Raw genomic sequence first — 12,639 nt, 5'->3', positions numbered from 1 at the left:
CTCTCTCACCCGATCTCAAAAGATGTCACACCAAAAAGACGCCATATCGGCGTTTCAGGAAAATCGCCCGTATACATTCTGGCCGTTTCAAATGAGGCGCTCATATTATTTTTCTCAGCCAAAGCAACAGCCGCAGGATTGCTATCGGGTGTATCAAGGAAAACCGGTTCCGATGAACGTGTTCTGGATTTTAAGGCCAGAAAAAGAGATTCGGCCAATTCGGGGTTGTCCGCATACAAAGGGCCAATTTTATAACCGTTGCGGCATTTGCGTATAACACCATAGCCCGCCAGTTGGCCATTCTGCATGATGCCCAACGCATGACTCTCAGGCTGGGTGATCCATGCCTGGGTAAACTGCGACCTGTCTGCGGGGAAAAATGGCTGATCATAGTGATCAATGGTTTCGAAAGGCAGCGTGGAGAGTTCTACAATCTCCGCGTTTTTGGGCTGCTCGCCGCCACCCACCCCTTCGTAGCGGATATTGCGATAGGCTAGCTTAAAACCAGACTTTGTGTAGTTTTCTTGCTGGGTCACCACACCATCGAGACCGATGTTAACGCCTTCAAGGTATTTAAGCCCCGCGTTCCAGATTTGAATCCCATAGCCTTTGCCACGGTATTCCGGTTTGACAATGTAGAACCCAAGAAAGCTAAACGCATCGTTGTACCTGATCACCGAGATTGAAGCGATAGGTTCATCACCAAGAAAGCCCATGAGAAAACCATTCTGATCAGCTGACAGATAACAATCAGCATCATGCAGGCCTGGATTCCAGCCTTCTTTTGCGGCCCACTCAATGGCAATGTCGACTTCGTTCCGGTTCATTGTTCGGATCGTATAGTTATCGTTTTTCATGGGTTTCCTTCTCAGTGCCGGGGGGAAATCTTGTATGCCGGGATATTCTGGGTCTGTACCTGTGGTATCCCCGGCGCTTTTTGAAACGTCAGTAGCTGGAATGGATGGCAAATCACTTGCAAAGATTAACCCAACGACCACTCTCGCAAGTTGCGGTATCCACTCAATATCGGATGTTTCGAGATAACTATCGACAACATATTTCATGCCGATACAAAAAAATATCAGATAGACTGTCCAGCTGAAAAAAACCTGCCCCTGTTCTGATGCTCACGAGATCTCCTTATTCGAACCGAGCCCTCAACAAAGCCAGTGTAAAACTATATTTGTTACACGGCCCCCAATTCCATCGCAACTGAACGACGGAGGTCGTGATCCTAGTCCCCTCCCCCTGCGACGGAAAAGAAGATTTCCGGCGAAGCTTTTGCCGCCGGTTGTGCGCCCGTGGCGTCATACGGAGTCGGCGCCGGTCGGGTATAGGAGACAACCCCAACCGTGTTGTCATCGTAAAGATTAACCCGGGTGAAGCCAAAGTAGGCCCCGCCAGCAGGATTCCAGCTGCTCTCCAGCTGACTGCCGCCATTGCCGGCGATCACCTGAGTTACATTATGCTTCGGCCCGAGTTTGTCGGTGTAGAGCCATTCATGGGCATGGGCGGCGAAATATCCGGCGAATTTCGCTGAGTTGCTGAACAGGGTCAGCAACTTATTGCCCAGCGTATAGGGCGCGGTGTCATAGACCACATCGTGCGGTCCCGGGTTATCCAGCACCAGCGGTTTATGAGCCAGCACCACAATCCTTTTAATCTGCGGATTCTGTTCCGCCCTGGCGAAATCCCTCTCCACCCAGTGCAGCGGAACCCAGCTTGCTACCGTTTTGCCCGGCAGGCTCGGATTGGGAACGGTCGACAGCGAATCGGTGTTCAACAGCAGGTAGTGAACACCGGTGCTTAGATCATCGAAGGAGTAAGTCTGGCTCTGGTTGTTGTCTTCCGCCAGCAGGTCTCTTTTCAGCTCCACCGGTCCTGCGGGGCCATTGTGCGCCTTGGCAAGATCATGGATATTCAGCCAGTTCACCCAAGCGGACAGGTTGGCCGCATCCGGATATTCCACGTAACGACCATCGCTGATCTGCGTTGACGCATCGGCTTCATGGTTACCCACAATTGGCAACAGCTCGATACCACTCGTGGCGAACCCGGTTTCATCCACAAGTGCTTTCCAGGCATCCAGCTCAGTTGCCAGCGTCTTACCGCCATCGGCCTGCATTCCCAACACCATATCGCCGACAAAAAAGAAGTAGTCGGGCTTCAGCGGCAGCGCCCCGATATCAGCAAGGGTCTGCTTCAACTGCGCCACATTGGCCGTACTCGGTGCCGGATCGGTCGCTCCGAAACCGACCCGGTTGCAGCCGACATAGACGAAACTGGCGATCAGCTCCCGCGCACTGGCGGTAATAGGGGTGATCCATAGTGCGATCAGGATGGAGAGGATAAAAGCCGAACGGATTATATGCATGTTATTTCCTTATTCATGCGGCGGAATAATTTCGTATACACCTGACTTGGTTTTTTAAGTCAGGATAGCTAACTCAGGCTTAATTTGCATTTCCTTAAATGGGCTAACATTGTCCCCCAGTCGTGCCGTGCGGTACCGGCCCTGGTACTGTTTGAGACGCAGCACCAAAAATCCGGAAAATCTGATCCGACAGATCTCAGACTACGCGATCACGCGTAGCCCATACCCGCATTACAGCAATAACGTTCACATACGTTGATTCCTGCTCTGGCACCTGCCCAGTTCCAAATAGATAAACTCTTTGTATATCACCCACGGGTATTGCCAGGGCCTGATGTTATATCAGCTCACACTCAAATTCGCAGAGATGCTGACCTGCTTTAATATTGATGGTCATTTTCCCGCTTAAACCCGACAGCTCACCAGACGCCCAATCAGGGGTAACGTCTAGGATAAGACGACCATCCCCTTTCTTCATTAAGGCATACAGCCAAAGCAGAGACCGCTTTGCTGCCAGAGTCTATTGACCCCGGGGCGGTTCATACGTGGTTTTGCTATGAGATACATGGCTGGAGTGAAAAAATAAAAAGCCCGAACCAGATATTAGCGACCAGAATTAACAGTTTTAGAGCATTCCGGGCAAATGCGGGGATATCCCGATACCAATACAAATAGCCAATGACGACCCACTGAACAGCCAGCCACAACACCGAAAAGAGGAGAAAGCCTTCGTGGCACGCCGTCTCCGGAAGCGTGTAATAGGCGTACCACCAGGACAATACAGCGCCCGTAGACAGAGCGATCAGAACCACGCAAGAAAGCAGATTACGCCATTGAGGATAATCTGTGCTCAGAAGCTTCGCTCGAATTTCATTAAGTTTTTCTTTCATTCTCATTCCCGGATGAACTCCCAAGAGTCATAGTAACGGTTCGGCTCAGGCGCCCGCAATAAGCAGCCGCGCCCTATTTGCAGGGTTTGAAGCCGATAGTTATGTTCGACTGAAGTGGCCACATGATTTGCACCTTGTTCCATGCCGGTAAAGGAAAAGAGGAAACCCGGGCAATAGCAAGACAACAAATGCGGGTCTTTTCCCTCTGGTAAATGGCCCGATGTCCGTGCTGGCGCATTTGGGGCAAACGACCTGCTCCTTGCCAAACTCATCTTTCAGAAGTGCGGAATAGTCTTGCGCCAAAATGGTTTTAGCCTGTTTCGCAAAGCGTAACAGCACCTGAATTTTTACCCCGCCGAGCGCATTCGAATAGCGCCACTGCATATTCACCCTATATTCCTCTGCGACAAATACCGGTATGCCTTCAGCATCCAGCCCGGCCTTCGCCAAGTGCGCCTCATGTGGAAACGAATATGAGGCGATCGTTACGAGTGAGCGTCACGCACAGCTTCAACGCTTGGCTTTGCGGCGTGCCGGAGCGCAGTGAGCGGCGTCCGCCAACAGTCAGCTGTTATGTGATAGTAGCTCACTCTGGCAGTCCCTCGTATTTTGGCAAGTCCCCTGACACATCATCCCAAGCAGCTTTGCTGGATGAGAAGATGTGTGCAGTTGGTAACATAGAGATTTCGGTGTCCAAACACCCTGCGGGAACGACGAGTAAACCTGCGATCTGAGTGCTTGGCAATGCCGAACCACACAACTTACAAAAGCTTTTGTTGTGACGAGTGCCCGGAAGCATAAAGGAAGTCACAGCATCTGCACCCGACTGCCAGATCAATTTAGCTGACTGTGAGATAAGATTTGCCGCATGAGCAGAGCCCGTATCTTTTTGGCAATGCTGACAATGACACAAGAAAAAGCTGTCGAAGTCCCCTTGCACCTTAAATTTCGCGGTGCCACACAGACAAGATCCAAAGTAATCAGCCATAAAGTGTCCCTCCATTACCTGTAGATTGGGCACACAGTCGTGGTAGCCCCCCTTACCGAGACGACCCCACACAGATCCGGACCTGCGGAATTACCGCATCAGGCTCTTCAATAATATCCTTGCCCGTGTACAACACAGCCCCTCTGTAAACCAGTCCACGGCTAACAATCTTTTACTCACTCGCATGGGCTGGATTCCAAATTATCTTAACATCTCCTTCATCCCTGACCACGGATAACTTTTCCGGCCACTTCGCCGGTTGAACCAGAGATATAAACTGTTGAGTAGATGACCGTAGATGCGCCCCACACTCCGGCTGTTGTCCGGTAACCCTTAGTCGTTCCTGAAGCTGATAATCCTGCGCTTCAGGTGTGGCATCCAGTGATCCAGTCACCGATGGCGATTGTCTTTAATCCACGCATAAAAGGTGTGCAAGGCCGTCTTATGTTGCTTCGGAACGATCTTTCGTCTGAGCCGTGCGCACATGGTAAAAAGGGGCTTGAGTTTTGCACAAGAGCTAAACCCTGTTTCCTTCCCCCTGCAAAATGCAAGACCTGATAATCATCTAGCCGACTCCCCTGCTGTCCTGATCGGGTTATTGAGCGTTATTCAGCGCAAAAACAGCGGCCCGATGAATAATACGTGCATCGTTCAAAGCGCGATGGGCACGATGGCCACTCGCATGTGACAACGCATCAAAGCGGGTAACGAAAGTGTTCATATTGTTACCGACCAGAAGGGTATTGAGATCCGCAACATGAAATTTTTGTTCCACAGACACCGCATCAAACAGGCGACTTATCCAGAAACTGTCCCAGTCCTGATGATCGGAATAGACCGTTTCAGACAGCAGCAGACGGTTAAGCGCCTGTGCAACCCGTTCGGCCCGCTGCCCTTTGTCAAAGAGATGCTGGCGTGAAAGCCCGTGCAATTCATGTGCTTTGGGACTCCAGTGAACCCAGGACTCTTCAGGCCGGATAAGCGTCTGATACTCCTGCTCTGCGTTCACCAGGCCAATCTCAATCGGGTAACTAACGGGACTCAACCCACTGGCTTCAATATCCAGAATCCATAGATCACTCATCTGTCGCCCCTTTAAGTGTTGCCCCTTTAAGTGTCATCCCTTTAAGCTGACGCAGTTGCTCTTCCAGTTCTGCAATCCGCCGGTCACGTTGTTGCAACAACGTTTCAACCTCTTCCCGATCAAACCGCTGCGGGATATGTTGTGGACAGTTCCGATCCCAGGCCTCAACGGTAAACAACAATACCTGTTCTGCGCGCGCCTGGTACAGATCCCGGCTGGGCATCAGTTCAGCTAACAATGCAGGCTGATCCTCTATCACTGCTGCACTGCCCCAAATTTTAATTCGAACGCTGTTGGCATAGTCCATTAAGAAGATAAACGCCCGGGGATTTTCGGTTAAATTCCCCTGAGTAATGAACTGCCTGTTTCCCTGGTAATCGGCAAAAGCGAGGGTCTGCCTGTCGATCACTTTCAGAAAGCCCGGCGGACCGCCCCGATGCTGGATATAAGGCTGACCGTTAGCATTTACGGTGGCCAGAAAAAAGCTCCTCTGCGCCGCGATAAAGCCCGCCAGATCGAGGGTGATCTCCCTTTGCCATCCGCCTTTTTGCTCCATCCGGGCATAGATATCCCTGGAACCCTTTCTGGCCTGAATAGCCTTTACCGTTTCGGTAAAGGCGATATCACTTGTATAGGTCAACGTTACATACCTCTTTTTTAGGACTCCTCGAAAAACCTACTGCGCGGCGTGCGCCTTGCCTTTAAGCACGCTCATGACGGTTTTTTAAGGTGTCCGCTACAGGCCCAGATCGCTCAGGCCGGGGTGATCATCAGGTCGGCGACCCAGAGGCCAGTGAAATTTCCGATCCTCAACACTGATCGCATGCTCATTGATGCTGGCGATTCGTTGACGCATCAGGCCGTTGTCGTCGAACGCCCAGTTTTCATTGCCATAGGCACGAAACCACTGCCCGGAGTCATCATGAAATTCATATGCAAAACGAACGGCAATGCGGTTCTCCCTGTATGCCCATAGCTCTTTGATTAGCCGGTAATCAAGTTCGCGGGTCCACTTACGAGTCAGCAGCTGCACGATCGCTTCGCGCCCTGCCACAAACTCAGCCCGGTTACGCCACTCGCAGTTCTCGCTATAGGCCAGCGCAACTTTCCGGGGATCGCGGCCGTTCCACCCATCTTCGGCGAGTCTGATTTTTTCGATAGCCGCGGCTTCGTTAAAAGGCGGCAGAGGGGGTCTGAACATTTGAGATACTCCTGATAAGGGTTAAGGGTGGCGAACACGCCACCCACGCTGACTCAGGCAGCCAGGGCATCCACTGGCGGAAAGTCGATTTCGGTACCCAGCACTTCATTCATGTAGTTAGTCAGGGTATTCAGTGCAACCTGGCCCACGATCTCCACGATCTCTGCGTCGCTATAACCGGCAGCACGAACCGCCTCGAAGTCACGATCAGACACCTTGCCGCGGTTGTTCACAATATTGACGGCGAAACTTACCGCAGCCGCGGCTTTTTCATCACTGGAGGTGCCACGGCGATTGGCTTCAATTTCAGCGGCGCTCAGCCCGGCCAGATTGGAACCAAGATACTGGTGTGCAGCGAGGCAGTACTGGCAACCATTGATCTCAGCAACAGCCAGGGCAATACGCTCACGCGTCCGGGCATCCAGTGAACCGTTACTCAGCGCGCCATTCAGACCGAGATAGCCCTCCAGTGTCTGCGGGCTGTTGGCGACAATGCGAAACAGGTTGGGCACACTGCCCAGAAGCGAGTTGACCGCTTCGAGTGATCCCCGGGAGGCTTCCGGTGCAGCCATAACAGATGCAGGTGTAGGTATACGAGACATAATTAACTCCTGAATATTATTCGATTGGAGAGCCCAGCATACAATTAACAAAAATAAAGATAATTAGACTGAAATTTAATTATCTATTACTGTTAATGAAATAATCTACATAATGAATCTGTGTGGTATCGGATGGATAAACTGGAAGCGATGCGGGTTTTTATCGAGGTTGCAGAATGTCAGAGTTTCGTTGCCGCCAGCCGCAAGCTCGACCTGTCAGCCCCCGCAGTAACCCGGTCGGTCGCCCAGCTTGAGAAGACCCTGGGAGTGCGGCTGTTCAACAGAACCACCCGGCATGTCCGCCTCACGGATTCGGGGGCCCGCTTTTTCGAAGACGCCAAACGGATCTTAGAAGATGTCGAGCAAGCCCTGGCGACCGCATCCGGGAGCTATGCCGAGCCCAAAGGGGTGTTATCGGTTACCGCCCCGGTATTGTTTGGTCAGATACATATAACACCAATCCTGACGGAATATTTGCAGCACAACCCCTCTGTAACTGTCAGAGCAGTTTTCTATGATCGCATCAGCAATATTCTCGATGAGGGTCTGGACGTAGCGATCCGGATTGGTCACCTAAAAGATTCAACTCTCTATGCCACCCCCGTCGGCAGCGTCCAGCGGCTGGTATGCGCTTCGCCCGGCTATTTGGAAAAACATGGCATCCCCGGTCACCCTTCCGAGCTCAGGGATCATGAAATCATTCAGGCTTCAACGGTTGAACCATCATCGACGTGGCAATTTGAATCCCCTCTGGGCAAAGAGTCCGTAAAACTCTCGCCACGCCTGCACTGCTCTCAGAATGGCGCGGCCATAACCGCAGCCAGACAAGGGTTTGGCATCACCCGTCTGATGTCCTATCAGGTGGGCGAGGAGTTAAAAAACGGCTCACTGACGCGCATACTGCAAGACTACGAAAGTCAGCCACTGCCCGTCAGCATTGTTCATCTCGAAGGGCGACAAGCCAACGCAAAGATCAGAGCCTTTATCGACCTCGCAACCGACCGGTTAAGAGCCAATCCCTATATTGACCACTGATGAGAGGTCGTAAAAGAGATCCGAAAGATACATCTGTTTCCTTTACTTTGTTACATTCGAACAAATATGAGGGATTGATCACACAACGGGGGGCAAGTAGAACCTGACCCCGATTTTTTCCTTGTCCATGTTGCCTATCCTTAGCCATTACTGGCTCTATGATAGGCAGTTACACAATTCTATGTACAGAGTCTGTTATTCAGGCTGTTTCATTCACTGAGGCTCGATGTAGTACTCATCTTCTAACACTGTTATAGCCTCTTCTTCACTAATATTTGCAGAGTCGCACAAAATGACACCATCAGTTATAGGCACACTAATAATCTCACCATACGCTGATCCGATTCCTCCCACAAAAGACATAGCGACGCCGGTAGAGCTCGACTCACCATCCACCAGTAGTAAAGATTTATAACCGCTTCCAACACACAGGTTCTCTGCCCGCTCTTGCCATTTCTGTCTGGTTACACCCTCTTTTCTCCAAAAGATCGCTGAGTCAGCTTCTCTAATGAAATACAGTCCCGGACGAATCGTTTTTACAAAGCTTTTTTGCTGAGCAAACTCATTCTTTGGACTGCTAGCGCAACCAACTAACAGAGCAAACAGAGACGATACCAGCAAATACTTCACAGGTGTTCCTTGATATTACTGAGGATTACAATCGTCATATTCCTCGAAGCTTTCTTTTCGTGTGATATTTGTAACGGTTTGAGTGCTCCATAACTCTGCCGTACAACGCCCAGGACTTTGAGTTATATCGCCCAGTAGTCTGACTTCATAATCTTTACCCGATTCAGGCGTGAATTTTACAAGGGATGAGCAACTACCATTGAATGGTCCCGCCACGGTAACCATAAACAAGTTCACGGGTTCATTTACTGCGACATCAACACCTTCGGCATTAACCTCTGCAATCAAAGGGTTGCCTTTATCGAGCACCATAAAGCGGGTAGCTTTATTCTTCCCTATCTCTTCATGACAGGTTTTGAACGTCTCCAATTTAAATAAAGTTGTAGTGTAGCCTAACAAGGGAGCTGTGATATTACGGGTTACCACTACTTTTGCTGTGTCAGTATTTTGGGGAGGCACATAATCCTGTACTGAGGCGCAGCCAGCCAGCGCAAGAAGGCACGAAACAACTGCAATATTTTTTTTCAACATACCTATCCTTGATATACATAACCGATAGTTATTTCACTTTTAAACAGTAAAGGTTTGATAAAAAATTCTGAGAAATGCTTAGCAGCAGCTACTTCATTCTCATCCACTGAAAATGAGTAAAACCCATTGATCAGTTACTTGGCCCGCTACAAAGATCAGGGCTATCGTGTATTCCATATGCGGGAATACTGACAAAAAAACTGAAGAGATACAAGATTAAAGGGGTCATACCACAGGGTCAAAGCCCGTTGTTTAAATGTTTAAGGGCTTTGACCCCTTTAGTTGCAATCCCTTTAGTTGGGTAGCATAAATACAATCGCTCATTTGTCTCTGGAACGAGTGTGATCGGGCACGGCCCCATGCCCGATTACCTGGCATTATACTGTGTTCCAGTAGGAGAGAGGTCTTACTCTACAGCCAGTGCATCAATCACCGCATTAAGCTTTACGGACCCCGTACGACGTTTAACGTTCAATCTATTATGGAAGGCTATATGGCCAGAGTTAATCCCTTGGGTCATTTCAATAAATCCCGAAATGGCCGCTGATGAGAAACCTTGGCCAGCTATCGATAGCGCCCAGTCTGATTCCGGTAATGAGGCAGGCTGTATCGCTTCTCCGAACTTCAGGGATAAGTACTCCGCGATATCGTTCGGGGAATACCTGGCGGGACCTTCCAGGTCAATAATTCGCACACCTTCCCAATTTTCACAGAGAGTTTCGGCCGCTATGCGGCCGATATCTGCTGTTGCGATCATCGGAAACTTTTCATCCAACGGCGAAAGAAAACTGGGTAATTGACGCTGCTCTACAGCGATTTTAACGAGCGCCCCCCAGTTTTCCATAAAGTAGGCTGCACGCAGTAATGTTACCGGTATTCCTGTACTGCTTAAAGACTCCTCAAGCATACGATTCATGGCGATCCAGCCTGTGCCGTTTGGTTGCTCTGCACCGATTGACGAAAGGGCAACCAGCTTGGGCAACTTCGCGTTTGTAGCCGCGTCTGCAATGGAACGAGCCATGGCTTCAGCCTGTGAAAAAAGCCTCTCTGACGAATATTGCGGAGGACTGACGATATACGCCCCGTCCGCATCAGAAAAGGCTTTGCATAAGCTAAAGTGGTTTGTGAAATCAGCCACAGCGACTTCAGCGCCGAGAGCCGCCCACGTATCCCCCTGTGACTCATCTCTCACGACAACGCGCACACGTTTGCCGGCATTGAGTAACGTGTTCGCTGCAGCAGACCCTGTGCGACCTGTAGCGCCTGTCACAACATACAATTCGGTAGTGCTCATTATTCCTCTCCTGATTAAGAAACTTGATGGATTCATCGAGAGGAAGACTATAGAATCCACTTGCATATTAAAAATGCATGAGGATGATTTCGGGTATGCAAAAAGTGGATTTAAGTGGGGTTGATCTGAATCTTCTCAAGCTGTTTGACGCATTGCTGAAAGAAGGCAGCGTCACTCGTGCTGGCGAACGATTAGGGCTTAGCCAGCCTGCAGCGAGTCGGGGCTTAGGTCGCTTGCGCCGATTACTAAACGACAAGCTTCTGGTGCGAACAGCTAATGGATGGGAGTTAACGCCACGAGCGATAGCATTGTCAGGATCGGTGACCAAACTGCTTGATGATGCACGAGCAATCGTCGCACCTTCCGAGTTTCATCCAAGCACAGCATCAGGACGATTCACAATTGCAACAGCGGACCATTTGGCCCTGTTATTGATACCTTCGCTGGTTTCTAAACTTGCGTCGTTGGCGCCCGGGATTGATCTGGTCATGCCGGCACCAGCGGGTGATAACGTAGGTTTAATTGCTCAGGGAGGCGCCGATCTGGCGATTGGCTCTTTTCAGGGGTTACCTGCAAGGTTTTACTGTCGGCCACTCTATGATGAAGATTTTGTATGTGTCGTTCGCAAAAGTCATCCGATAGTCGCCGAACAACTAACTCTCGAAAACTTCGTATCGCTGTCGCACCTGTCCGTGATTATTACCGGGCAAGGAAGGAGTGCCGTGGATGACGCGTTATCGCAACATGGACTCACGAGAAGAATTGCGGTACGAACCCCTCACTTCCTGGTTGCCCCCATGATTGTGGCCGAAAGTGATTTGATCCTAACCATTCCACGTAGATTGGCCCATCGAATTGCCAGGTCAGTCCCTATTGAAATACTCGAACTACCTATAAAAATACAGGCTTTCACGCCATCTATTATCTGGCATGAAAGGCAGCATTATGATCCTGCTAATGTATGGCTTCGCAACCAGATTGTAGAAGTTGCCCGTGAATTGTAAACAATATTTGATTCTCATCCATTGTTCGTGGGTCACTCGGCTTGGGTGCTTAATCGGGATAGGGAGGCACCTCACAGCGCCCCTCCTCCCACACCACCGGGCATACGGGTCACGTACCACGGAGGTTCATCTCCTTATCTTCTATCACGCGTGCCAAAAGGGTCAGGTTGAATTTTGCACAAGAGCTATACCCTATTTCCTTACCCCTGCAAAATGCAAGACCTGATAATCATCTAGCCGACTCCCCCCTGCAGTCGTATCGTTAAGAAGTAACATCGACAAACAGCCACAAGAGGAGTCGACCAATGAAACTATATGCTGGAATCGATCTGCATTCCAACAACAGCGTCGTATCTGTGATTGATGAGACGGACCACATCCTCTATGAACGACGCCTTGATAACAATCTGGAACGGATCAAACATGAACTGAGTCCCTATCAAGAGCGACTGGAGGGTGTCGTGGTTGAGTCAACATTTAACTGGTACTGGTTGGTGGATGGTTTGATGGATGCTGGCTATTGAGTGCATCTGGCCAACCCTGCTGGCAATAAGCAGTACAGCGGTCTCAAGTATACCGGAGATCAGCAGGATGCCCGCTGGCTGGCCCACATGCACCGTCTTGGGATTTTGAAAGAGGGATATATCTACCCGAAGCAGGAACGGGGCTTTCGGGACCTGCTACGCAAACGCATGCAGCTGGTGCGGCAGCGCACCCCCCATATCCTCAGCATCCAGAATCTGGTTTACCGAAATATTGGCAAGAAAGTTAGCGGCAATGACATCAAGCATCTGAGCATCGCATTAAAGGGGTCAAAGCCCTTTTCAATCAATCGCTCTCTTTGGGCATCCCCGCTTTACCTGTCCAACTCTTCTGCAAAAGGGCTTTGACCCTGTGGTATCCCCACGAATTTAAAACACTATACTCGATGACCTGAGTAGCTGCTCTGCAAATTCCCGAATACCTTCTCGCCATTGTTGAGGGGATATTTTTAGATTATTTGAGA

Annotated in this window: 17 protein-coding genes; 4 read left to right on the top strand and 13 right to left on the bottom strand. The window is 50.2% G+C overall.

What is annotated here, in order from left to right:
* Positions 1-5 precede the first annotated feature (5 nt).
* From JW499_RS09510 to JW499_RS09470, 10 genes are all read right to left on the bottom strand, one after another.
* The gene (locus JW499_RS09510) at positions 6-1,064 is read right to left on the bottom strand and encodes a GNAT family N-acetyltransferase (RefSeq protein WP_232846319.1); all 1,059 of its coding nucleotides are present in this window, start codon (positions 1,062-1,064) and stop codon (positions 6-8) included.
* Positions 1,065-1,234: 170 nt separating this feature from the next.
* The gene (locus JW499_RS09505) at positions 1,235-2,374 is read right to left on the bottom strand and encodes a metallophosphoesterase (RefSeq protein WP_205210372.1); all 1,140 of its coding nucleotides are present in this window, start codon (positions 2,372-2,374) and stop codon (positions 1,235-1,237) included.
* A 337-nt stretch (positions 2,375-2,711) separates the two neighbouring features.
* Positions 2,712-2,852, bottom strand: a complete 141-nt coding sequence (locus JW499_RS23035; RefSeq protein ID WP_416135405.1) for a DUF3224 domain-containing protein — start codon at positions 2,850-2,852, stop codon at positions 2,712-2,714.
* Between the two features lie 76 nt (positions 2,853-2,928).
* A complete protein-coding gene (locus JW499_RS09500; RefSeq protein ID WP_205210371.1) occupies positions 2,929-3,264 on the bottom strand; it encodes a hypothetical protein in 336 nt (111 codons plus the stop codon).
* A gap of 99 nt (positions 3,265-3,363) precedes the next feature.
* A complete protein-coding gene (locus JW499_RS09495) occupies positions 3,364-3,714 on the bottom strand; it encodes a DUF2007 domain-containing protein (protein WP_205210370.1) in 351 nt (116 codons plus the stop codon).
* Between the two features lie 136 nt (positions 3,715-3,850).
* Positions 3,851-4,252 (bottom strand): GFA family protein, encoded by a 402-nt coding sequence (locus JW499_RS09490; protein WP_205210369.1) that lies wholly within the window; start codon positions 4,250-4,252, stop codon positions 3,851-3,853.
* 595 nt (positions 4,253-4,847) lie between these two features.
* Positions 4,848-5,336 carry an exonuclease domain-containing protein gene (locus JW499_RS09485; RefSeq protein ID WP_205210367.1) on the bottom strand — a complete coding sequence of 163 codons (489 nt, stop codon included), beginning with the start codon at positions 5,334-5,336 and terminating at the stop codon, positions 4,848-4,850.
* Positions 5,329-5,976 (bottom strand): pyridoxamine 5'-phosphate oxidase family protein, encoded by a 648-nt coding sequence (locus JW499_RS09480; protein ID WP_205210366.1) that lies wholly within the window; start codon positions 5,974-5,976, stop codon positions 5,329-5,331. Before JW499_RS09480 ends, JW499_RS09485 begins: the two co-directional genes overlap by 8 nt.
* A gap of 96 nt (positions 5,977-6,072) precedes the next feature.
* Positions 6,073-6,537 (bottom strand): nuclear transport factor 2 family protein, encoded by a 465-nt coding sequence (locus JW499_RS09475; protein ID WP_205210365.1) that lies wholly within the window; start codon positions 6,535-6,537, stop codon positions 6,073-6,075.
* 53 nt (positions 6,538-6,590) lie between these two features.
* The gene (locus JW499_RS09470) at positions 6,591-7,139 is read right to left on the bottom strand and encodes a carboxymuconolactone decarboxylase family protein (RefSeq protein ID WP_205210364.1); all 549 of its coding nucleotides are present in this window, start codon (positions 7,137-7,139) and stop codon (positions 6,591-6,593) included.
* Between the two features lie 132 nt (positions 7,140-7,271).
* Between JW499_RS09470 and JW499_RS09465 the strand changes: the two genes are divergently transcribed.
* Complete coding sequence (locus tag JW499_RS09465) at positions 7,272-8,174, top strand: LysR family transcriptional regulator (RefSeq protein ID WP_205210363.1); 903 nt, start codon at positions 7,272-7,274, stop codon at positions 8,172-8,174.
* A 213-nt stretch (positions 8,175-8,387) separates the two neighbouring features.
* Here the strand turns inward: JW499_RS09465 and JW499_RS09460 are convergent, their stop codons facing one another.
* From JW499_RS09460 to JW499_RS09450, 3 genes are all read right to left on the bottom strand, one after another.
* Complete coding sequence (locus JW499_RS09460; protein WP_205210362.1) at positions 8,388-8,804, bottom strand: hypothetical protein; 417 nt, start codon at positions 8,802-8,804, stop codon at positions 8,388-8,390.
* 15 nt (positions 8,805-8,819) lie between these two features.
* Positions 8,820-9,335 carry a hypothetical protein gene (locus JW499_RS09455; RefSeq protein ID WP_205210361.1) on the bottom strand — a complete coding sequence of 172 codons (516 nt, stop codon included), beginning with the start codon at positions 9,333-9,335 and terminating at the stop codon, positions 8,820-8,822.
* Between the two features lie 406 nt (positions 9,336-9,741).
* Positions 9,742-10,629: an NmrA family NAD(P)-binding protein gene (locus tag JW499_RS09450; RefSeq protein ID WP_232846318.1), complete on the bottom strand. Its 888-nt coding sequence runs from the start codon at positions 10,627-10,629 to the stop codon at positions 9,742-9,744.
* Between the two features lie 95 nt (positions 10,630-10,724).
* On the opposite strand from JW499_RS09450, the gene JW499_RS09445 reads away from it, so the two are divergent.
* From JW499_RS09445 to JW499_RS09435, 3 genes are all read left to right on the top strand, one after another.
* Entirely contained in the window at positions 10,725-11,633 is a 909-nt protein-coding gene (locus JW499_RS09445; RefSeq protein ID WP_205210360.1) for a LysR family transcriptional regulator, read from the top strand.
* Between the two features lie 305 nt (positions 11,634-11,938).
* Complete coding sequence (locus JW499_RS09440) at positions 11,939-12,157, top strand: hypothetical protein (RefSeq protein ID WP_205210359.1); 219 nt, start codon at positions 11,939-11,941, stop codon at positions 12,155-12,157.
* The gene (locus tag JW499_RS09435) at positions 12,158-12,523 is read left to right on the top strand and encodes a hypothetical protein (RefSeq protein ID WP_205210358.1); all 366 of its coding nucleotides are present in this window, start codon (positions 12,158-12,160) and stop codon (positions 12,521-12,523) included. It abuts the gene before it with no gap.
* Positions 12,524-12,639 lie beyond the last annotated feature (116 nt).

The organism is Amphritea pacifica, from assembly GCF_016924145.1.
In the GTDB taxonomy this organism is placed as follows: Bacteria; Pseudomonadota; Gammaproteobacteria; order Pseudomonadales; family Balneatricaceae; genus Amphritea; species Amphritea pacifica.
This window is presented reverse-complemented; position numbering and strand designations above follow the sequence as displayed.